The organism is Ruegeria sp. HKCCA6707 (genome assembly GCF_013033515.1).
GTDB lineage: Bacteria > Pseudomonadota > Alphaproteobacteria > Rhodobacterales > Rhodobacteraceae > Ruegeria.
This window is the reverse complement of the sequence record NZ_WQEG01000004.1, coordinates 250,349-271,779: the sequence shown is the minus strand read 5'-3', so window position 1 is coordinate 271,779 and position 21,431 is coordinate 250,349. Positions and strand designations below refer to the sequence as shown.

15 protein-coding genes are annotated in these 21,431 nt (G+C 56.9%); 9 read left to right on the top strand and 6 right to left on the bottom strand.

The window, feature by feature from the left end; translation table 11 throughout:
* From GOW40_RS12160 to GOW40_RS12150, 3 genes are read right to left on the bottom strand one after another with little or no spacing between them, the layout of a single operon-like run.
* The gene (locus GOW40_RS12160) at positions 1–1,233 is read right to left on the bottom strand and encodes a hypothetical protein (protein ID WP_171133001.1); all 1,233 of its coding nucleotides are present in this window, start codon (positions 1,231–1,233) and stop codon (positions 1–3) included.
* Positions 1,234–1,252: 19 nt separating this feature from the next.
* Positions 1,253–3,457: a serine/threonine protein kinase gene (locus GOW40_RS12155; RefSeq protein WP_171133002.1), complete on the bottom strand. Its 2,205-nt coding sequence runs from the start codon at positions 3,455–3,457 to the stop codon at positions 1,253–1,255.
* Positions 3,458–3,495: 38 nt separating this feature from the next.
* A complete protein-coding gene (locus GOW40_RS12150; protein ID WP_171133003.1) occupies positions 3,496–4,071 on the bottom strand; it encodes an OmpA family protein in 576 nt (191 codons plus the stop codon).
* 168 nt (positions 4,072–4,239) lie between these two features.
* On the opposite strand from GOW40_RS12150, the gene GOW40_RS12145 reads away from it, so the two are divergent.
* From GOW40_RS12145 to GOW40_RS12120, 6 genes are all read left to right on the top strand, one after another.
* Positions 4,240–5,082, top strand: a complete 843-nt coding sequence (locus GOW40_RS12145) for a M15 family metallopeptidase (protein ID WP_171133004.1) — start codon at positions 4,240–4,242, stop codon at positions 5,080–5,082.
* Positions 5,083–5,290: 208 nt separating this feature from the next.
* A complete protein-coding gene (locus tag GOW40_RS12140) occupies positions 5,291–7,006 on the top strand; it encodes a ShlB/FhaC/HecB family hemolysin secretion/activation protein (protein WP_254444419.1) in 1,716 nt (571 codons plus the stop codon).
* Entirely contained in the window at positions 6,951–10,550 is a 3,600-nt protein-coding gene (locus tag GOW40_RS12135; protein WP_171133005.1) for a filamentous hemagglutinin N-terminal domain-containing protein, read from the top strand. The genes GOW40_RS12140 and GOW40_RS12135 overlap by 56 nt, the downstream gene beginning before the upstream one ends.
* Positions 10,551–10,568: 18 nt before the next feature.
* Positions 10,569–12,503 (top strand): caspase family protein, encoded by a 1,935-nt coding sequence (locus GOW40_RS12130; protein ID WP_171136710.1) that lies wholly within the window; start codon positions 10,569–10,571, stop codon positions 12,501–12,503.
* Between the two features lie 451 nt (positions 12,504–12,954).
* Positions 12,955–13,719: a hypothetical protein gene (locus GOW40_RS12125; protein ID WP_174840398.1), complete on the top strand. Its 765-nt coding sequence runs from the start codon at positions 12,955–12,957 to the stop codon at positions 13,717–13,719.
* Between the two features lie 132 nt (positions 13,720–13,851).
* Positions 13,852–15,012 (top strand): IS30 family transposase, encoded by a 1,161-nt coding sequence (locus GOW40_RS12120; RefSeq protein WP_171230987.1) that lies wholly within the window; start codon positions 13,852–13,854, stop codon positions 15,010–15,012.
* Positions 15,013–15,064: 52 nt separating this feature from the next.
* Here GOW40_RS12120 and GOW40_RS12115 read toward each other — a convergent pair whose 3' ends face one another.
* The 3 genes from GOW40_RS12115 to GOW40_RS12105 form a co-directional block, all read right to left on the bottom strand.
* Complete coding sequence (locus tag GOW40_RS12115) at positions 15,065–16,798, bottom strand: adenylate/guanylate cyclase domain-containing protein (RefSeq protein ID WP_171230986.1); 1,734 nt, start codon at positions 16,796–16,798, stop codon at positions 15,065–15,067.
* A 300-nt stretch (positions 16,799–17,098) separates the two neighbouring features.
* Positions 17,099–17,653, bottom strand: coding sequence for an ActR/PrrA/RegA family redox response regulator transcription factor (locus GOW40_RS12110; RefSeq protein ID WP_171097347.1), 555 nt, complete (start codon positions 17,651–17,653; stop codon positions 17,099–17,101).
* 76 nt (positions 17,654–17,729) lie between these two features.
* Positions 17,730–18,350: an SCO family protein gene (locus GOW40_RS12105; RefSeq protein WP_171132718.1), complete on the bottom strand. Its 621-nt coding sequence runs from the start codon at positions 18,348–18,350 to the stop codon at positions 17,730–17,732.
* A gap of 89 nt (positions 18,351–18,439) precedes the next feature.
* On the opposite strand from GOW40_RS12105, the gene regB reads away from it, so the two are divergent.
* From regB to GOW40_RS22195, 3 genes are all read left to right on the top strand, one after another.
* Entirely contained in the window at positions 18,440–19,837 is a 1,398-nt protein-coding gene (regB, locus tag GOW40_RS12100) for a sensor histidine kinase RegB (RefSeq protein ID WP_171097351.1), read from the top strand.
* A 62-nt stretch (positions 19,838–19,899) separates the two neighbouring features.
* On the top strand, positions 19,900–20,763 hold the full coding sequence (locus GOW40_RS22200; protein ID WP_254444418.1) for a PAS domain-containing protein: 864 nt from the start codon (positions 19,900–19,902) through the stop codon (positions 20,761–20,763).
* 92 nt (positions 20,764–20,855) lie between these two features.
* Positions 20,856–21,407: a hypothetical protein gene (locus GOW40_RS22195; protein WP_254444417.1), complete on the top strand. Its 552-nt coding sequence runs from the start codon at positions 20,856–20,858 to the stop codon at positions 21,405–21,407.
* Positions 21,408–21,431: the final 24 nt, after the last annotated feature.

The following is a 21,431-nucleotide window of genomic DNA, read 5'->3' as shown; positions in this document are numbered from 1 at the left end:
CTAGAACATCTGCGGCAACGGCGGGATGGCTGGGGCTGGCGGCAGTTTCATGCTGCTCAGGCTGTCGCGCACTGATCCAATATCTGTGGTGCAGGCGTCGCAAGGCCCAAGTGGCAGTCCCGGCAGGGATTTGGCCATTTTCGCCAGCGCCTGGAGGATCGGAAGGATCGGCACCGCTGGGGGTTGAACACGCATTGAAGCTGCGAGGTTCATCGCACCGCTTTGTGCGGTCTGTGCCCCTTGTGTGACGTCTTCCAGCTTGGGCAGCGCATCCAGTTGCAATTGCAGCGCCTGAGCTTCCAGCGGGACAGGGACATGCAACCGCGCCATGTATCTGAGCATCGCGTTAACCCGGGCAATACCGCTGGGCGTCAGCGCGTCGGGGCCAAAGGCCTCTTGAATCGTTGCAAGATCCTTGAGCTGATCAGCCATGGCCATCAGCTCATCCAATGAAACCGGCAAGTTCGGGACCGGTATCGCCGAAAGCGCCGCCAACTGCCCCAACAGCGCCCGCATCATGTTCGGATCCGAAACCGGAGGCAGACCCATGCTCGCCGGTGCCGCTGCCGCCGGGGCCAGCAAGGCAAGCTGTCTCGACAGATCAAGTTTGGGGCGCGGCAAGGCAAAGGGCGGGAGCGTGATACGAGGCAGGGAGGCCGCGAAGTTCAGGGCCGCAGAACAGGTGCCTCGCGATCCAGCCTCACCAACTTCCATGGCCGCCTCATAAGAATAATCGAGCCCTGCAAGCGCCATCGGACAGATCCCACGCGCACGCAACGCCAGTGTCATATTGGCTGCCAAGGTCATGTTTTGCAGCTGAGGCCCCGGTATCTTGGGCATGTTCTGCGCGGCGGGCAGGACATTTGCCGCAAGGCTCATCACCGCTTGCTGTATCTCTGCCAGAAAGGCGCGCGTGTTGGTCAGCGGGAAACCGGCGGCGACCAGTTTCATCATCATTGAGATCGCTCCACCACCGTCAGTTGGCAAGATAGCTGGCAGAGCGACATTGGGGGCCTTGGCATTCATGGTCGCCCGCATATACATGTCAGGCGTCATATCAGGCAGCATCGCGTTCAGTTTCAGATCCGCGCGCGCCTGACTGCTGGCATTGCCCTGCAGACCCAGCAACGACAAAAGCTTCATCATCTGTGGCGGCACTGCGCGCACCGACAGGTTCGCCGTTGGCCTCAGGTTGGGCAGGGTGGTCGCGTTGGATTTGCAAAAGCAGGGCATGATATCAGCGCACCCGTTCCTATTGTTCCAGAGTTGTCAGGATGCGGCTATCCAAGGACAGGATCTGCGTGTCGACGTTCCGATCCTGTTCCCGAAGCGCTTCGGCATAACCCGCAGCGGATTCGGTTGTGGGCCGGAGCGTGTCGAACAGCTGGTTGTCGGTGTGCAGGACAATCACTTTGCTTTTGCCCAACGCACTGTCATCGACTTGAAACGCGATGCCACCGTTCTCGCGACTTTCGGGGATCGAATAGGCAACCCGAACCGACATCGGACCCGTTTCACCATTTCGCAGAGCTGAGATACTGTTTTCCTGCCGTGTCACGTTCGGGATCAGGTGAAAGACGTTGCCAGACACATCGAGCACGGACACAGACAAGTAACCATCCTGCACGTCACCGGGCAGATCGACATCAATCACTGGATTTTGCCCGACAACGAAATCCCCGGATGGGTTCGGGCTGTTGTTTTCTTCCCCATTGAAAAATGCGATTGAAATATCGCTCGACGGAGCGCTTGGAAGGAAATTTTCGATCAAACACAGGGTTGGGTTAAGCAAATTGACCTGACCCAAATCAATAGGCCGACCACCGGCAATCGCATTTAACGCGGTCTGCAATCCAATCATACTGTCCTGGGATGCAAGCGTACCGCTGACTCTGATCGCTGTCTCGGGACCGTAACCTGTGGCCGGGGCATCGACCAGCTCAAGCGGCCCGCAATCAGCCAGACCGTTCAGGACCGGGCGAATATCGGCGGCGGGTAGGAACAAGGGCTCAAGCTCCAGCTCGACAGAGCCTTCTAGCCCAGCAGGAAGGCCAGCCGAGTACAGCTGCTCCAACGCGCCATGCAGGGTTTCGTTGCTGGTTTGGCCGGTCAGCCTCGCTTCATTCCCGTTCACCACCAGTCGCCATTCGTCCATTTCCATGACCGAGTCGACGATTTCAGTGACAGCGCTGCCCCAATTCTCGGAAATGTCGCCCGAAGCCAGGGTCAGATCGACTTCGCCACCTTCGGCGGTCATGTCGCTGGTCAAGGCATCACGAACATCTTCTGAAGGAACAAAGCCCACGACGCGCGGCGGAAGGTCGGCGCGTTTGTCTGCCACAAGTGTATAGGGTGCCGCGACGGGATAGGACGGGGCCAGGAAGCCGTCAAATGCACCGCCGAAGTAACCACCAGCACCAATACCTGCGACGGCCAGAACGCCAACAACTGCAACCAGTCCCCCGCGCGACTTCTTGGTTTGACCGGCCTTCGCAGGCTTTGAGCTCGTGTTGCGCGGGGCCGGGGCGGGTTCGGACGGGGCCTTCGCCGATTCCGGCGCTGGCGCGGACTGGCTTTTCGGAACGATAATTGTCGCGTCGTCTTCGCTCTCGGCTTCGACAGAAGGGCCTGACCGCGCAGACGCCAAAGCGCGCAGCACGTCGCTGGCGGTTTGGTACCTCTCATCGGGATTGGGCGCCGTCATCTTGTCGATGATAGCCTTCAAAGGTTCCGGTACACCGCTCGTGTCCAGCGGCTGTTTCTTGTTCTCGACAACTTCCAAAAGGTTGCGCCCGGCATCGGCCTTTTGCCCACGGAAGTTGGCCAGCAGCAGAGCGCCCAGAGAATAGATGTCCGTGCGCTGATCCGTTTTGCCCGAAAGCTGTTCGGGGGCTGCATAGGCGTATTTACCCGCAAATTCTCCACCGACGATGGTTTCTGCACCCGGATTCGTGTCTTTTGCAATTCCGAAATCAATGATCACAGCCTGCGCGGGATCCCCATCACGCAAAATGATGTTGTCAGGGCTCAGGTCGCGGTGGACAATCTTACGCGCGTGGGCGGCCTCGAGCCCTTCGCAAACACGTTTGCAAACGGTCAGTATGTCCGCCGCAGACATCGGACCTTGGCGCAATTTCTGATCCAGGCCAGGGCCATCCACATAGTCCATCACCAGATAGACATGCCCATCTGCGGTGCGGTTGTTCTCGGAATACCGGACAACCGCATCATGGCGGATATCGCGAATTTCCTCTTCCCGGGTCAGCAGAACGAGGTAGTCGTCATTGCTTGAAAATTCGGCCTTCAGAACTTTCAGCGCTGCGAGCCGCCCTGAAATCTCAGAGCGGGCCCGATAGACGTCAGATGTACCGCCCCGCCCAAGAATGGCCTCGATCCGATAAGTATTGTTCACCAGATCGCCCGGCTGAAACAGGTCGCCTGCGCGGGATTCAGTCATGCTGTCCTCAGTTTTTTAGGTGTTTAGCAGATTATAAATCAGCCAAGGGCCTGGAATTCAACGCGGCGATTTTCGTCAGCACGTGGATCAGCTTTGTTCAGAGGTTCGGCCTCGCCGAGGCCCAAAACCTCCAGCCGCTCTTCTGCGATGCCGCAATCGCTGATCAGAAAGCGCTTAACTTCCTTGGCGCGCAGCAAAGACAGGTTCTGGTTGTATTCCGCCGAACCGGCGCTGTCGGTGTGGCCGATGATCTGAAAGACGTTCACGTCCACATTCTTCATGGCCTGGCACAGGGACGACAGTTTCGGCTTTTCATCTTCGCGCAGCGCGGCTGAGGCGAAATCAAAGCGAACCTGAATGTTCACCTGATCTTCGGCTGCTACGGGTTGATATCCAGTGGGCGCTGTGGCGACAGTGGTTTCAGTCACGACATTGGCCGTCTCATCGGTCGCGGTGGAGGGCACCAGAACCAGCCCACGCGTTTTTTGCTTGTTGAAAGCGTCCGTAATCTCGTCAGCGGTCAGCTCGTCAGATTGGGCCAAAGCGATATTGGTCGCGCATACGATAGCAAACACCGAAGCGCCGATGTGTTTCAGGGATGAAAGTGCAATCATTTGTCCAATTCCTTCTCAATTTGAGCCAGAGATTACCGGTGCGCCCAACACCCGACAATGAAGAATGTCACACAGTCGAAAGACAATTTTAGGGCAATTGGGTGACAACTTGGCGGGCGCATTTTAAGTTCAACCTAGAAGGCAGCAGAAAACAGGAAAACCCACGCAATGCGCATCGTGCCCGCGATCATCTTGGCCGTGGCAATCATTCTTGCCCCGATTCTCTGGTATGTCGTTCCTCTGGTCATGCCTTTCGAGGAAAACTTCGAGGGCCCCGCAATCGACTCGGGCGCGCGGATCGAAATCGAGATGCTGAGCCAACAGGTAGAGGATTTGCGCAATCAGGTCGAACGCCTGACTCAGCAGATGTCCAGCAGCCAGAGCGGTGGGACGTATTTACAGCAGCAAAACCTTGATGCTGCGGATGATTTTGGGTTTGACAGTTCGACACCGAATGAGATCATAGACGCATACGCTCAGGTTGTGCTGATTGCAGACCGTAAAAAGGTGAACGAAGATCTCGAACTGGCTGGCGCGGCTTTTCTTCGCGAAACATTTGGCCTGCCGCGCGAGGAATTGACGGATGAATGCCAGTCGATGACCAACCCCCGACTGCAGGATAACCTGGTGTTGGAGGATGTTGGGCCGGTTCGGGTGCGGATGCTGAAACCGGCAATCGAGTCCCTGAGAACGGTTTTCGAGAACATCGAACGCACAGACCCCGATCTCTATGCCCGGATCAATACAGCCGGCTCATTATGTGTTCGCCGCATCCGAGGGGCGACTGAATCGGCCTCTGCGCATGCATATGGTCTTGCTGTCGATCTCAATATTGACGGTGTGCTCGATACCCTTGGCGACGGAAAAACACAGCTTGGCCTAACAATCCTTGCAGACTTCTTCCGCGATGAAGGATGGGTATGGGGGGCGGCCTGGGGTCGCGAGGATTCGATGCATTTCGAAGTGAGCCGCGACAAGATCGAAGAATGGCTTGAGCAGGGTCTTTTTTGAGTTTTTTGCACCAGGAGCCCCGCCTTTGTGATCTGGAACACAGACCGATCACATAAAACCCGCGAAGAGGTTTCCTTATGTGGGGTAAATTCAACAGGCAGGTAGTAATGCTCGAACCGATCTTGCTTTGGGTATTGGGCTGCGTTCTGATTGGTGCCGCAACGCTCCCAAGCCAAACCAGACCAAACGCCAAAGGCCGCCTCGTCCCATGACGCCTATCAACAAGTTCGCTTCGGTCGCTTCGATGATTGCGGCTTTGTCTCTGGTCACCAGCGGGCCCGCGCAGGCGCAAAGTGCCTCCAACCTGGCGCCTTCGACATTTCAACCGCAAAATCAACGCAGTACCGGGCCAGTTACTGTCGCGCGCGATCCCGGCGCTCCGATTCCCGAGGGTGCAGATCGATTGTTTGTCACCGTCGGTGGTGTCGATATCCAAGGCGCTTTGCCACAGATGGCCGAGGCCAATGCCGCTTTTGCCGAACGGCTGACCGGCAAGCGCGTTGCCGTATCCGAGATCTTTGCGGCGACCAATCGGCTTGAAACCGCCTACACCAATGCCGGGTACGTTTTAAGCCGCGTGGTTCTTCCGCAGCAGACGCTGCGAGACGGCGGAACCCTGCGGATCGTCGTGATCGATGGCTTCATCGAACGGATAGATTCCGCAAAGGTACCCGATCAGGCGCGCGAACGGGTTGTTGCGATCACGCAGCCACTGATCGGCAAGCGCGGAGTGACACTGCAGCAGATTGAACGCGCCTTGTTGCTTGCGGGCGATACGTTTGGACTGCGCCTGGCTTCAACACTGTCAGCCGGTGATGCTTCGGGTGCAACGGTTTTGACACTGGATGGTCAATTCAAGCAGTTCACCGGATCTTATGGCTTTGACAACACGCTGTCGGATGAACTTGGCCCTGTAAACCTGTCACTTGGGCTTGAGGTCAACGGTGCGCTTGATCTGGGTGAGACATTCTATTTCAACGCAGGCGGTGCGGCGCCACGCTATTTCTCAAGTGATCCCCAATACCGGATTCTTGCGGCGGGGGCTGTGCTTCCGGTCGGTTACGACGGTCTGACCCTCAACGCTGAATTCACCGCAAGTACGGCGCAACCCGATTCCAGTTTCCTGCCCAATGAAAGCCGTTTCGACCGCTTTTCGTTCCGGTTGTATTATCCCTGGATCAGGTCGCGAAAACTGAACCTGTCATCACAGCTTATTCTGGATCGGATCAGCGACTCGCAGGACATTTTGGCAGGATCACTCAAGCTGCCGATCTATGATGACGATCTGAGTGTTCTACGGGCGACGGCTGACGCGTCGGTGAATTATGAAAACGGATCGTTTCTGAGGGGCAGCGCGATCTTGTCACGCGGTTTGGACGCGTTTGGTGCCAGTTCGACTACGGGGCCGGGCGACACACCCTTGTCCCGGCAAGGTGCCAGCGCAGAGTTCACCAAGTTGGTTCTTTCAGCGCAATATCAGCGCCCGCTCAGCGCGCTGTGGTCGCTCAGCGTGAGTGGTCGCGTTCAAACAAGCTTTGGAGACCCGCTGGTGACCTCCGAGCAATTCAATATCGCCAGCTCTAGCGAATTGTCGACCTTTGATGCCGGCGAGTTGCGCGGGGATGATGGCTGGGTTGTTCGGACCGAGGTTGGGCGGTCGCAGCAAGTCACGCTTGCTGGGGTTCCTCTGTTGCTGAAACCCTATGCTTTCGGCGCATACGGAGAACTTGGCCTGCAACAACCCACAGTATTTGAGCAAAGCACAACCACTGCCTTTTCCTATGGGATCGGGCTTGATTTGTTTACGATTGAAGACTCGGCCTATCGATCCGGATCGGTACGAGTGGAATATGGAAGGGGCGAACGCGATGACCTTGGACAAGATGGAAACAGGTTCACCATCGTTGCAAGCCGCAGGTTCTAAGCGAGCCACCCTGTGGTACTGCGCGGCGATTTTGTCCGCCTCGGCGCTGTTGTGGACCACAACGGCGGTGGCCCAATCCTTGCCCAATGGCGGAACCGTTGCAGCGGGCCAGGTCAAGATCAAGAAACCCAACGCGAACACGTTGAACATCAACCAGGGTTCGAACACTGCGATTGTGAACTGGAACGGGTTCTCGATCGGGTCGGGATCGACGGTGAACATCCAGCAGCCGGGCAAGAACAGTGTGATCCTGAATCGCGTGACCGGCGATACGACCAGCCAAATCCACGGTCAGATGAATGCAAATGGCAAGGTTCATCTGGTCAATCCCAACGGTATCGTCATCGGGCCAAATGGCCATGTTAACGCAGCGGGATTTGTGGCCTCGACACTGGATATCTCGGATGATGATTTTCTGAACGGCAGATATCGCTACGCTGGCGACGGCGCGTCAGCCGCTGTTGAGAATGCCGGGACGATATCCATCGTACCCGGGGGCTATGCCGCACTGATCGGTGGCAAGGTGACCAATTCGGGGTTGATCCAGGTTCCCTTGGGCAAAGTCGGGCTTGGGGCCGGAGAAAAAGTAACATTGGATGTGTCGGGCGATGGCTTTCTTCAGGTTGCCGTACCCTCTGACACGACAATGGAGGATCTGGTCACCAATTCCGGGCGGATCGAAGCGGATGGAGGTGTTGTGCACCTGAAAGCCGCCAGCGCGCGCAATGCGGCGCGTCAGGTGATCAATATGTCAGGCGTGATCGAGGCCCGCTCGGTCAGTGGTGTGTCCGGCGCAGTCGTGCTTGGCGGCAGCGGCGGCGGTGTCCAAGTCAGCGGCAAGATTAACACCTCGGCGCGCAAAGCGGAACTGACCCGCTCGCCCCGGCCCCGTGTTCGGTCGCAGGATGGTGGTACAATCACTGTCACTGGCGAGGCGATCAAGCTGGCCGGTGCAACGTTAAAAGCCAATGGGGCAGGGGCCGGCGACGGCGGCACCATCCTTGTTGGCGGTGACTTCCAGGGCGGCGGGTCCTTGCAAACGGCGCATACAACCACGGTGGATGCAAATTCAAAGATCGTCGCAAATGGCGGTACGCGCGGTGACGGCGGGCGCATCATCGTCTGGTCCGACTATCTGACCAAGTTCCATGGCGACATCTCGGCCCGTGGCGGCGCCGAAGCTGGCGATGGCGGGTTTGCCGAGGTTTCTGGCAAGATCGATCTGATCTATCGCGGTTTCGCCGACTTGCGCGCGCCCAATGGCCGAATTGGCGAGTTGCTGCTGGACCCGATCAATGTGACCGTTCCCGGCACGATTTCGGAAGCTGTTCTGGAAGGGCAACTGGCCTCGGCAGGTGTGACGTTGACCACGTCGGGAACCGGTCCGGATGCGGGCAACATCACGATCAACGCGGATATCGATTGGACAAGCGCCACCGATCTTATCTTGATCGCGGACAATGCGATTACGCTGAACGGTGCCATCACTGCGCCCAGCGGTGGGTTGGTCTTAACTGCGCTCGGGGCCGTCGACGGGCTTGGCCTGATCACCACAGGCGCCGGTGGAGACGTCAATGTCGGCACGTTTTCTTTGCTGGCAGGGTTCTGGCGTCAGATCAGCACCAATCTGCCCAGCTTTGCGGCGTCCGATTTCGCGATCAACCCCTCAGCCAATTTCCTGCGCGTCTCGGGTGGCAACGGATCAGGTTCGAATCCGTACCGTTTGACCGACGTCTATGGCCTGCAAGGCATTGGCGGCTCGCAGCTGTCCAGCCTCAATTTCGAACTGGCCAACAATATCGACGCCTCTGCCACCTCGACCTGGTTCCGCGGTTTTGAACCGATGAATTTTTCTGGCACCCTGGAAGGCAACCGGTTTGCTATCGACGGATTGTTCATAAACGACACCTTCAACGCCGCTGGGCTTTTCAACGTCCTCAGCGGCACGGTCCGGAATTTGTCGATCACCAATGCCGACGTCTCGGTTGGTGAAGGTGGTATACTGGCCGCCGTCAACGACGGCACCGTATCGGGCGTGATGACTTCGGGGACGTTGTTCAGCGGCGGCTATGCGCCGTCCGGCGGACTGGTCGGCGAAAACAGCGGCACGATCATCGACAGCTTTTCCACAGCCGCCGTCGATGTGATCCCGATTGAATCGGACACCGTAATCACCGGCGGCTTGGTGGGTCGAAACACCGGCAGCATTATCCGATCCCATAGCACAGGGTCGGTAACCGGCAGCGCTTCGTTAACCTATGTAATGGGTGGTCTCGTTGGTGAGAATTTTTCTCTGATACGGGATTCATATTCCACGTCGAGTGTGACAGGTGGGAACAGCCTGGCGCCGTCGACATCACCAGCCTATTTTGGCGGTCTGGTCGGATCAAATAGCGGCACGATAACGCGCACCTACGCCACCGGGCCCGTCAGTTTTTCCGGGGCGAATGTCTCGCCGCGACTTGGTGGGCTGGTTGGTGCGAATACCGGCTCTGTTAACGCATCGTTCTGGAACCGCAACACAACCGGGCAATCGTCCAGCGCGGGCGGCGGCACCAGCCTGACCACGCGACAACTGCAGAACACGCAAACATTCTATCGCCTCGCTTCCGCCCAAGGGTGGAATTTCAGAACAAACTGGGCCCCCGGAACGGGCAGCACAAACCCAGCCAACTACACGACCTCGCCAGTGGTCTTTGCGATCCCGAATTCGATGGTTGTCCCAACCGGTGCGACATCGACGGCAACCGCAACCGGCACCGTCTATGGTGGGCCTTCGGTCTACCTGTTTGGACCCGCCTCGGATACGTTGAACACCGCATCCGCATTCCAGTCGCCAAATTTCGCAAGCACCTCACCGGGCACAACGAGTTTCACGCTCAGCTCCTCCAACTTGGTCAGTTCAGGCGGTGTGAACTATGCGGTGGCCTCTTTGCCGGGGGTCGCGGTGATCGGCGGCACAACGACGATTATTCCGGTGCCGCCAACGCCTACGGTAACCATCACACCAACGGTTGACACTACGATCACCGGCGGTGGCGGCGGTGGCACAGCTGTCACAACCGTGGCCGAGGCAGAAGCGGCTTTGGGTACAGTCGAGAACGCGTCGCAGGATTTCGACAGCGATGTGTCCTCTTGCGCCAGCAGCGGAGAGAATGTGAGCGAATACCTGTCCTGTCTGGCCGAAGCCATGGATGATTACGCCGAAGATCTGGATGAGATTGTCGATGGTCTTCCGCCCGGGCTTGAGTCCGTGGGTGAAATCATCCGGGGCGCCAGCGCGGGCATCCGCGAGGCAGGTGAGACCGCCAACCGCCGTCTGGCTCTGGCCACCACCGCAGAAGAGCGCGCAGCAATCCGCCGCGACGCGGTACAACAGGCGCGGCGCGAGATTCAGCAGGCGCAGCGCGAAATTCGCAAAGCGATCACATTGATCCGCGCAACGGACCCGGAACTTGTCATCATCCAGAACCAGCAGGTAGAAACAATCGTAGCTGCCGTAGGCCAGGCTGAAATCAGCCTCACCCGCGCCATCGGCCTTTGATCTGCCGGAGTAAGCACCGTGTTTTTGATCCGTAGCCTCACCGCTGTGATATTGATGCTGTTCAGCGCCTGCGCTGCGCTTGCGGACAAACGCGTGGCTTTGGTGATTGGCAACTCGGATTACCTGGCGGTTGGCTCGCTGGACAATCCAATCAATGACGCCTCGGATCTGGCCATCGCGCTTGAAGGGCTTGGTTTTGACGTTTTTCTGGGCACGGATCTTACCCGGGACGAGATGCTGACGCTTGCGGAATCCTATGGGGCGACTGCGGCAGATTCCGATGTCTCCCTTCTGTTTTACGCGGGTCACGGGTTTCAGGTGGACGGTCGCAACTATCTTGTGCCCGTGGATGCCGAGATCTCGACCCCCGCGGACATCCCCGAACAGACCGTCGCGATGGAGGAATTTGTCAGCCGCATGGAACGTTCGGATGGGATCCGGCTGGTTTTTCTGGATGCCTGCCGCGACAATCCGTTTGAAGGCACCGGGCTTGATGTAGGGGGCGACGGGCTTGCCCGCGTGGGCAGCGCGGCTGACTTTCTATTCGCCTATGCAACACAGCCAGACAACGTGGCCTATGACGGGACCGGGCGGAACAGTTTTTTCACCGAAGCCTTGCTGAGCCATATCTATACGCCGGGTCAGGATATCTCGGACCTTCTGATCTCGGTGCGCAAGGATGTACTGGCGGCCACAGGCGGGCGCCAGATCCCGTGGGACAATTCGTCCCTGACCCAACAATTCCGCTTTGACAACAGCCCTGTAACCGCATCCGAGGAAACTCTGCTGTGGCAAGTCGCGGCCAATGCGCAAGACCCGTCTTTGATGCAGCTTTATATTGATCGCTACCCTCAGGGCGCTCATGTCGGTGAAGTGGTGGCTTTTCTGGACAAAGCCGATCAAGGCGAGTTCGTCACCCGTTCATTCTCAACTGGCGACGCGGATGAGCAGGCTGAACGGCTCTGGAAACTCGCGCAACGCAGCCGGATGCGTCCCTTGCTGGAATTCTATCTGGAGCAATATCCTGACGGACGTCATGTGGAACAAGCACAGCGGGTGATTGCATCGATTCCGCGTCCCGAAGACAGCACACCCGGGGGCATTTGCGAAAGACTGGCAACGCATCCAAGGGACCGAACAGCCAGCATTCCTGGAGTTCCTTTCACGCGATTGCAGGAAAATGCGATCTCGGCGATCCAGGCCTGTAGTGCCGCGGCTGCTCAATCGCCAGATCTGCCGCATTACGTGGCCCTTCTGGCCCGGGCAACCATTGCGTCCGGCGATATCGAGCGCGCGGTTACACTGTATCGACAGGCAGCAGAGCAAGGGGACCTGCGCGCCATGGTCTCGCTTGCGCAGTTGTACGAAGGCGGCACCGGTGTGGGACAGGACACCAGCCGTGCCTTGGAACTCTACCGAAGCGCTGCGGCAGGCGGCAGTTTCGACGCGATGATCAACCTGGCCGTGACCTTGTTCGAGGGGCAGATCGTTCCCAAAGACGAAACCCGAGCAGTGGCTTTGTTGCAGCAAGCGGCAGATGGTGGCTCGGCCAAAGCCACCTTCAACCTCGGCGTACTGGCTCAGGACGGTATCGCCGGCAGCCCAGACCAGGCGCTGGGGTATTTCCAGCGAGCAGCGCGCGACGGAGAATATCAGGGCTATCTGGCGGCGGCCATTCTGCTGGATGAAGGCCGGGGGGTTCCACGTGATCCATCTGAAGCGGCCCGGATGCTGTTACGCGGTGCGGCAGAGGATGATGGTGCCATCCTCGATCAGCTCTCATTGGCATCAGACCAATGGTCACGCGAGACAATCATGGAAGTTCAAAAACTGCTCCAGCAGGCCGGCTATTACTCCAGCGCAATCGACGGAGTACCCGGACCAAATTTCACCTCGGCCCTGCAACAATGGCGCAGCGGTGGATTTGACCCGATCATTCTGGCTGAGAACTGAACCGGGCATCCTGGCACGGCCTATTGAGGTGGGTTTCGCAGACTCGAAGCCAAAGACCGACATGCGAAAGTTCCGGGCGCACGATGCCGTGCTGGATGACGCGCAAAAGTGTCTTGTCGAAGAAACGGCGAAAGCATTGTACGATCTGATGCCTAACACTGTTGCGGCCAATTAACACCTGGCCAACCTTACGCCTACATAGCCACCGCTTGAACCGGGCGGCTGCGTTGTACTTTGGGCAGACTTTAAAGGACTTGAACCGCTCGTCCATGAATGGCAACCCAATAGGAAACCAACGTCACGTGAGAAATGTAAGATGAAAAGCCTAGTTCTAACGTGCTGCTTTGGAACTATCTCCCTTGGGTTTGCAGCATTTCCGTTAGCTGCACAGCCCCGCCTAGGCTGGGCGTATCAGGTTGATGGGATTGCTGCGTTTCAAGGGGACGCGGATTTGAGCAACGGTGGTGAGTTCTCGGCAAGCCGGACATTTCTACGCGCCACCGCGCTTTACAATCTTGAAGGAGGAAGCTCCATTGGACTTTCAACCAGCTTTGGGAAGCTGGAATATAGCTTTAGTCAATTGAACAATCAGCCATGGGAAAACATCCGTGACTTTCGCGTTAGTGTTCCCATGCGATTTCGTGCGAGCGACACAGCAACAATCTTTGTGTCACCACAGCTCAGGTGGGACTATCAAAGCGGGGCTTCCTCATCTGACGGCAGAACTTACGGAGTTTTTGCAGGTATTGCTTGGCAACTGAACGAGAGTCTGACGATAGGTCCGGCCTTTGGTGCGTTTTCTCAGTTTGACGAGGACGGTGCAGATTTTTTTCCTGCATTGCTGATCGACTGGGACATAAATGATCGCTGGAACTTGAACACAGGTTCTGGAGTCGGAGCGACGCAGGGGCCGGGGTTAACGCTAAGCTACAAGTTAAGTGAGGCCTTGGACATTTCACTAAGTGCGCGATCCGAGAGAATTCGGTTCAGGTTGAATGGAGATGGCCTTGCCCCGGATGGGGTGGGCGAAGACAAGAGCATCCCTGTCGTTCTCTCGGTTGGGTACAACCCGAATCCTGGGGTTTCATTGAGCGTATTTGCAGGCGCTGAATTTGACGGCCGCCTGACGCTGGATGATGCGAACGGGGCAGAAATTAGTCGTCAAAGCTATGAGACTGCCCCATTGATTGGCCTGGCGTTTAGGGTCAGGTTCTAATTACAAACTTGAGCGCGTTAGCCGGTTTCACGCAGAGGCTTTCTTGCGGCCAAGTTTGAAAGTCCGCTTTGTCCGGCGGTCTCAATGGATCGCCGCAACACTTCACTTTGAGAGCAAAGATGGAGTGTTGGAATGGCTTATCGACGTCGGATTTATTTTACGGACCAACAAAAGGCGGAAATCTGGGATCGCTGGCAACGCGGAGAGTCGATGAGCTCGATCGGTCGGTGGTTCGATCGGAACTCATCGTCAATCTATCCGCTACTGGCACGGACAGGTGGTATCCGCCCACCTGAGCGGCGGCGCTCGCGATTGGCAATGACGCTGGCGGAACGCGAAGAGATCTCTCGGGGCCTGAAAGCCAAGCTGTCGTTTCGTTCCATTGCGCGTCAGCTTCGTCGAGCGCCTTCAACAATCAGCCGGGAGGTGCGTCGCAATGGCGGTCGACGCGTCTATCGCGCGGCCAGCGCAGACCTGGCGGCCTGGGATCGGGCCAAGCGGCCAAAGCCTTGCAAGCTGGCGGGGCAGCCGCAGCTCTGTCAGACAATAGCAGAGAAACTCGTGCGCAAGTGGTCACCTCAGCAAATTGCAGGTTGGTTGAAGCGCGAGCATCCCAACGACGAAGGCGCGCGCGTGTCCCACGAGACGATCTATAGAAGCTTGTTTATCCAGGCCCGCGGTGTGTTGAAGAAAGAGCTGCTGGCCCATCTGCGCGCAACACGAGCCATCCGTCGATCCCGTCATGCGAGCCTGAAGCGCGATGGGCTTGGTCAAATCAAGGATGCAATCTCGATCCGGGAACGTCCGGCCGCCGTCGAGGACCGCGCCATCCCTGGCCACTGGGAAGGCGATCTCATAGCGGGTTCAAAGAACAGCTTCATCGCGACGTTGGTGGAACGGCGCACCCGCTATGTCATGCTTGCCAAGGTAGGCGGGAAAGAAACGCAGACTGTCGTGGCTGCACTTACCGCACAGGTCCAGCATTTGCCCAGAGAACTTCGCCAGACGCTGACATGGGACCGAGGCAAGGAACTGGCCGATCACAAGAGCCTGACCTTGGCGACCGATCTCGACATCTACTTCTGCGATCCCCACAGCCCGTGGCAACGCGGCACCAACGAGAACACCAACCGTCTCCTACGCCAGTACTTCCCGAAAGGCACGGACCTCTCCGTGCACACCCAAGAGCATCTCGATACCGTCGCCCGCGAACTCAACGAAAGACCCAGAAAGACCTTGAATTACTTCTCACCCGCAGAGAAGTTCCAAGAGTGTGTTGCGGCGATCAGTTGAATCGGCAGCCCAAGGTGGACATTGGTCAACTAGCAAATTCCTCCAGAAGAATTCAGTCGGGAACGCCTGCGGCAATCAAGACTTGAACAAAGCGCTCTACCTGTTCGCGGTCTCGACCGGGGATTCGTCTTGCATCACTTGCTCTGACGTCCGGCGCAACTGCCAGGTAGGCGTCTAACGCCTTGTCTCTCTCCTCAATGCGGCCCGAAAGATGGAGCGTCGCCACCAACTGCCTTCTGTAGGTTGGGTTTTCGGGTGCCAATGCCAGTGCACGACGCACCGTCTTCTCGGCACTTTCGTAGTCCTCTAAGCAAAAATGGGCAAAGTAGACGCCCATCAGCCAAAGCGGTGTAAAAACGTCCTGAGGACTTAAAGTCTCTGCTCGTTTAACCAGATCCAAACCTTTTTGGGATGCGCCGCTTATGCAGTATCCGCTTCCACAAAAGCCCAATACTGTCGAAAACGAGGGCGCTAGTGTAATGGCGCGATCAAAGAGGTCAACTGCCTCGTCCCAGCGGCCGACGAACATCAAAGACCATCCTTTGATTGCCAAAATAATTGGATCTTGATTGTCGGCTCGAACTGCTGCATCTGCCGCTGCGACCATAGCCGCGGCTGAATTCTCGCCGGGTTCCGCCCAACTGTAAAATGCTTGTAGAAAATGCGCTAGAGCCAGGTCAGCGTTACCAAATGCGCCACCAGAAAGTTCGACAGCCCGTTCAAAATAGCGTCGAGCTTCTGCTGTTTCCGACTGCCCCAAACGCATGACGAGAGGTCGCCCTCTCATTACACATTCCCAAGCGTCCAACTGCGTCGGATCTTTAGCCCGGGCGCGCCTAGCTTCGGCACTCAAAAATCCTGGCCCGACCGCTGACACTATCGCGTTCGATATTTCGTCCTGAATATCAAAGATGTCAGTGAATACTCGGTCGTAACGGTTTGCCCAAACCTGTGTTTCAGTCGCCAAGTCAACTAATTGAGTAGTGACCCGAATTCGGTCTCCAGACTTTCGAACAGAGCCTTTCAGCACATAGACTATACCCAATTCTCTGATCGCTGCCGTCAAATCCAGTCCGTTGTCCTTATGAGCCAGTGTGGAATTTCGCGAAATCATATTGAACCAAGGCATACGGCTTAAGTCGGTAATGATGTCTTCCGCCATGCCATCGGCAATGAATTCGTTTTCAGGATTAGAGGATCGGTTTTCAAAAGGGAGCACTGCTATAGTCGGCTTGGAAACCGTCGTCGCAGCAATCACGGCGTCAGGTGGCCATTGGAGGATGTGAACAGGTTCTGATATGTTTTTTAGGGTGCGGGATCCTGCTGATACAAAATCTGCTTTAAACCTACCATCAAACTGGCGATGTGCGTCTGCTGAAGTAACAATCGTTGAAGGTTCCGCCAAAGCTTCGAGCCGAGCAGCGATATTGACTCCGTCACCATACAAATCGTCGCCGTCGACGATTACGTCACCAACATGCAAGCCTATCCGATAAGCAATGCGCTTAGAGAGATCTATAGACTTCTCGGCTTCCGATACTGATTGTTGAATCGCTACACAAGCACGTGCGGCGTTAACCGCCGAGGGAAATTCGACAAATAGACCGTCCCCGCTACTCTTAAAAACGCGACCACTATTTCCAGCAATAATTGGTTCGAATATTTCGGAATTTAGGCGTTGTTGCCGCGCAATTGTTCCTTCTTCATCTAAACCCACAAGACGGGAAAAACCGACCATGTCTATCGCCACAATCGCAGCAAGGCGTCTTTCCAAGTTGTGCTCCATGAAACGTTAACTCCAAGCCTTGGTTGTTCTTCCGGTAGACGCGAAATGAATTTCGTCGAGCTGAAAGTCCCTAGGCGATCTTATATGATAGGCAGTTCACGCCCATGGCTTGAATCTGAAAAGCTCTCCAAGATCCGCGATAGGTATTGTCTACTAGGATACAGCATTTGCGGCAGACGTTTGGTTGACCATCTTGAATGCGCGTGAAACAGGGGGCCTGAATAACTTAAAGGCTGATCTATCCGCAAAGCAGACCCATAGATTATCCTCTGCTTCAGATTAAACCCAGTTCGCCAACCATCACCGCGGGCTGCGCTTCGCCAGAATTCTCTGTAACGTCCGACGGTGCATATTCAGGCGACGTGCCGTCTCGGATACGTTGCGATCGCACAGCTCATATACGCGCTGAATGTGTTCCCAGCGCACGCGGTCGGCGCTCATGGGGTTTTCGGGGGGTGGGGGCAGTTCGTCGCCCTTGGCCAGAAGCGCGTTGGTGATGTCGGTGGCGTCGGCGGGTTTTGACAGGTAGTCGGTCGCGCCGATCTTGACGGCCGCCACCGCGGTGGCAATCGCACCATAACCGGTCAGAACGACAACCCGGCTGTCAGGGCGTTTTTCGCGCAGCACTTCGACCACATCCAGCCCGTTGCCATCCTCAAGCCTCAAATCCACAACCGCATAGGCCGGTGGGCGGGCTGTGGAAATCGCACGGCCTGCCGCGACCGAGGATGCGGTTTCTACCTCGAATCCGCGTTTTTCCATCGCCTTGGCCAGACGCCGCAGAAACGGCTCATCATCATCAACCAAAAGCAGGGATTTGTCGGGGCCGATTTCAAGTTGCGCGCTGTCCGCCATGTGTATTCTTTCCGCTATTTCACGCCTTTGGCTTAGCTAAAAGTAATAGCAGCGCCATGACAAAGGTCAAACCGCGTTACAGCTTGTCGATGAAACATGCGACCTGATCCGCCATCTGCTCGGCCGAGGCGTTGCGGTCAAAGAATTCGACAAAGCCTTCTTGTGGTGTCACCAGGTAGGTGAAGGTTGAATGATCGACCAGATAGTACTCATCGCTTTTGTCATGTGCTTTGTAGTAAGTCTTATAGGCCTTGCTGGCTGCATCAACCTGTTCTGGTGTCCCTGTCAACGCCACAGTCTTGCCACCCAGATTGAACGCATAGTCGCCCACCACTTCGGGCGTGTCCCGGTCAGGATCAATTGAGATGAACAAAGGTGTCACCGACTGGCCGCGCTCATTCAGCAGAGCAGCCGCATCCACGTTGCGCGACATGTCGAAGGGGCAGACATCGGGGCAGAACGTGTAACCGAAATAGACAAGGGTTGGCTCGGTGATCACATCGGTGTCGGTGACAGTCTCGCCCTTGGCATTCAACAGCTCGAACGGGCCACCAATGGCTGCGGTACCCCCGGCGATCTGGCTGGTGCGGCATTGCGCGAATTTGTCGTCGGACCCTGTGCCACTGGTCAGCAGCCACATTGCGCCGATGCCAATGGCCAGAACAACGGTTGCGAGAATGGCGTAGAGGCGGATCATGAGCGGTACCAGGGTCAAGGGGTTGTTGATCGTTTCGGCTGAGACACCTATCAAGTTACCCAGCCGCTGCAACAGGACATAATCGACGCATGGCAAATTCCAATACCAGCCTCTGGCGCGGACAGGAACGCAGCAGCTGGATCCGGCTGCGCACGCTGATCTTGCTGCGCTGGGTCGCGATCATTGGCCAGATCACTGCCATCACCGTGGCGCAGCAAACCTATCACGTAAAGCTGGAGCTGGGCCTGTGCTACTTTGCGGTCGGCGTGTCGGTGCTGGGCAATCTGACCGCGATCATGCTGTTTCCCGAGAACAAGCGGCTTTCAGAGTTCGAAAACTTCCTGATGGTCTTGTTCGATCTGCTGCAGCTGTCCTTTTTGTTGTATCTGACCGGTGGTTTGAACAACCCGTTTGCTCTGTTGCTTGTTGGTCCGGTGACCATCTCGGCCAGCGTCATGAGCACACGCTCGACCCTGATTGTGGGCGCGGTGGCGGTGGTGCTCAGCACGCTACTGGCACAGTTTCACCTGCCCTTGCGGACCGAGCTGGGGTTGGTGCTTGAGATGCCAGAGATCCTGTTGTTTGGAAACTGGTCTGCAATTGTCATCGCGATTGTGTTTCTGGGTGCTTATTCGCACCGCGTCAGCACCGAAGTTCAATCCATGTCCGAGGCGCTGTCCGCCACTCATATGGCCCTTGCCCGCGAACAGAAGCTGACCGATCTGGGCGGTGTGGTTGCAGCAGCTGCCCATGAGCTGGGAACACCATTGGCAACGATCAAACTGGCCAGTTCCGAATTGATCGAAGAATTGGATGACAAACCCGACTTAAAGGAAGACGCCGCCCTGATCCGTGAACAAGCCGATCGGTGCCGTGACATTCTGCGCGATATGGGGCGCGCCGGTAAGGACGATCTGCACCTGAGGCAGGCACCGCTGTCGACCGTGATTCACGAGGCCGCCGAACCGCATCTGAATCGTGGTAAACAGATCGAGTTTGACGAAGGGCCCGGCCAGAACGGAGATGTGCAGCAACCGTCGATCCTGCGAAAGCCCGAGATCATCCATGGGCTGCGCAACCTGATCCAGAACGCCGTGGATTTTGCCAGCACAACCGTGTGGGTTGAGGCGGAATGGACCCCGAACTGGATCTCGGTGAACATCATGGATGACGGGCGGGGATATCCGTCGCATATGATGGGCCGAATTGGCGATCCTTTTGTGCGCAGGCGCCGCTCGGACTCGGACCGCAAGGAGCGACCGGAATACGAGGGCATGGGGCTGGGGCTGTTTATCGCCAAGACCTTGCTTGAGCGCAGCGGGGCCGAGTTGAAATTCGCAAATGGTGCGGATCCCTATCAGAATTTGACTGACAAGAAGGACCGGAGGGGTGCGATTGTCAAAGTCGTATGGCCGCGTCGGCTGATCGATGCACAGCAGGGAGACTCGCCGATTCCCTCCGGTGAGAACCAACGGTTCCAGATCTGAATTAAGCTGTCGTTAACCATTTCGCGCGCACAGTGCCGGCAAGAATTTGAGATGGAAATGTTATGGCCAACTGGATCCTTCTGGCTGCTATCAGTGTCCTTGCCGTCTGTTTTGCGTTGCAGTGGCTCAGGCCCCGTCGCCCGGCAAAGTTCAACGATTTTGGCCTGGTTTCCTCGGATTCCCTGTTCGACCCCGTGTTTCTGTTTGAAGGCAGCCGATTGATCGGCCACTCTGATATTGCGCTTGCCGGGTATGAAACTGTCAGTAATTGGGACGATCTTCGACGCTTGCTGCGGCGTGATTTTCCAGCTTTCCCCGAAGTTCCTGAAATCGTGCGCAGCCGCGGAAACCTGGTCGTGTCCACCATTGACTGCACCATCGACCGCGAGGTTTTTTGCGAATGGATTGATGGGGTTATTCGTGTGCGGCTGCGCGATCTGCCCGGTGCACCGGGGCCTGTGCGCCGCGATGTGAATGACCCGATCCGGTTGGCTATGGATATGGCTCCCTATCCGGTCTGGTTGCTGGACCACCAGGCACAGGTCAGCTGGTGCAATGCCGCTTATGTTCGCCTTGCGCGAAAGATCAACGGGCAAGACACGGATCTGACCAAACCGCTGTTTGCCCAAGAAGGGGTCGACCTCAAGCCAGGGCGAAAAACGCGGGTTAGCGTTGAAACTCCCGATCATAACGCAAAGCTTTGGCTCGATCTGACCAGCGTGGCGCATGAACAGGGTCATCTGTTTTATGCGGTCGACATAAACGCCATTGTCGAGGCCGAGACGACGCAGCGGAAATTCGTTCAGACAATGACCAAGACATTTGCCCAGCTGTCCATCGGGTTGGCGATCTTTGATCGCAACCGACAGTTGGCTCTGTTCAATCCGGCCCTGATCGATCTTACCACCCTGCCCCGGATTTCCTGAGCTGCCGCCCCAGCTTATCCAGCTTTTTCGACCGTCTGCGCGATCAGCACATGATGCCAGAGCCAAAGAATTATCGCAGTTGGCGGCGGCAGATGAATGACCTGCTTGAGGCCGCGCAGGACGGCAACTACCAGGAAACCTGGACACTGCCCTCGGGCTCGGTCTACTCGGTCAGCGGTCGGCCCCATCCTGATGGGGCGGTGGCCTTTCTGTTCGAAGACATCACCGCCGAGATTACTCTGACCCGGAGGTTCCGGTCCGAAATGGACCTGATGCAATCCATTCTGGACAAGCTTGCCGATGGGGTCGCGGTATTTGCTGATGATGGAACGCTGGCCTTCACCAACTATGCCTATCACCAGCTTTGGGGCGAATTGGACGAAACGGGGTTCGAGGTGACTACAATCCTGGATGTCACGCGCAGTTGGCAAGATAAATGTGCCGCAACCCCCATCTTGGGCGAAATCCGCGAGTTCATAGAAACGCGCGAAAACCGGGCCGAGTGGAATGCCAATTTCCAAATGCGGACAGGCGAAGAGGTCAACTGCACCATCAGTCCGATGCAGAACGGGGCCACGATCATTTGTTTTGCGCGCACCAATGCGCGGATCCGACAGGGTGATCTTGAAAAAATCAGCGCCTGAACCGGGTTGCAGCCGGTCTGGCAC

Coding starts and splice junctions, on each gene's coding strand:
- GOW40_RS12160 (WP_171133001.1), bottom strand. CDS start 1,233: ATGCCCTGCTTTTGCAAATCCAACGCGACCACCCTGCCCAACCTGAGG.
- GOW40_RS12155 (WP_171133002.1), bottom strand. CDS start 3,457: ATGACTGAATCCCGCGCAGGCGACCTGTTTCAGCCGGGCGATCTGGTG.
- GOW40_RS12150 (WP_171133003.1), bottom strand. CDS start 4,071: ATGATTGCACTTTCATCCCTGAAACACATCGGCGCTTCGGTGTTTGCT.
- GOW40_RS12145 (WP_171133004.1), top strand. CDS start 4,240: ATGCGCATCGTGCCCGCGATCATCTTGGCCGTGGCAATCATTCTTGCC.
- GOW40_RS12140 (WP_254444419.1), top strand. CDS start 5,291: ATGACGCCTATCAACAAGTTCGCTTCGGTCGCTTCGATGATTGCGGCT.
- GOW40_RS12135 (WP_171133005.1), top strand. CDS start 6,951: ATGACCTTGGACAAGATGGAAACAGGTTCACCATCGTTGCAAGCCGCA.
- GOW40_RS12120 (WP_171230987.1), top strand. CDS start 13,852: ATGGCTTATCGACGTCGGATTTATTTTACGGACCAACAAAAGGCGGAA.
- GOW40_RS12115 (WP_171230986.1), bottom strand. CDS start 16,798: ATGGAGCACAACTTGGAAAGACGCCTTGCTGCGATTGTGGCGATAGAC.
- GOW40_RS12110 (WP_171097347.1), bottom strand. CDS start 17,653: ATGGCGGACAGCGCGCAACTTGAAATCGGCCCCGACAAATCCCTGCTT.
- GOW40_RS12105 (WP_171132718.1), bottom strand. CDS start 18,350: ATGATCCGCCTCTACGCCATTCTCGCAACCGTTGTTCTGGCCATTGGC.
- regB (WP_171097351.1), top strand. CDS start 18,440: ATGGCAAATTCCAATACCAGCCTCTGGCGCGGACAGGAACGCAGCAGC.
- GOW40_RS22200 (WP_254444418.1), top strand. CDS start 19,900: ATGGCCAACTGGATCCTTCTGGCTGCTATCAGTGTCCTTGCCGTCTGT.
- GOW40_RS22195 (WP_254444417.1), top strand. CDS start 20,856: ATGAATGACCTGCTTGAGGCCGCGCAGGACGGCAACTACCAGGAAACC.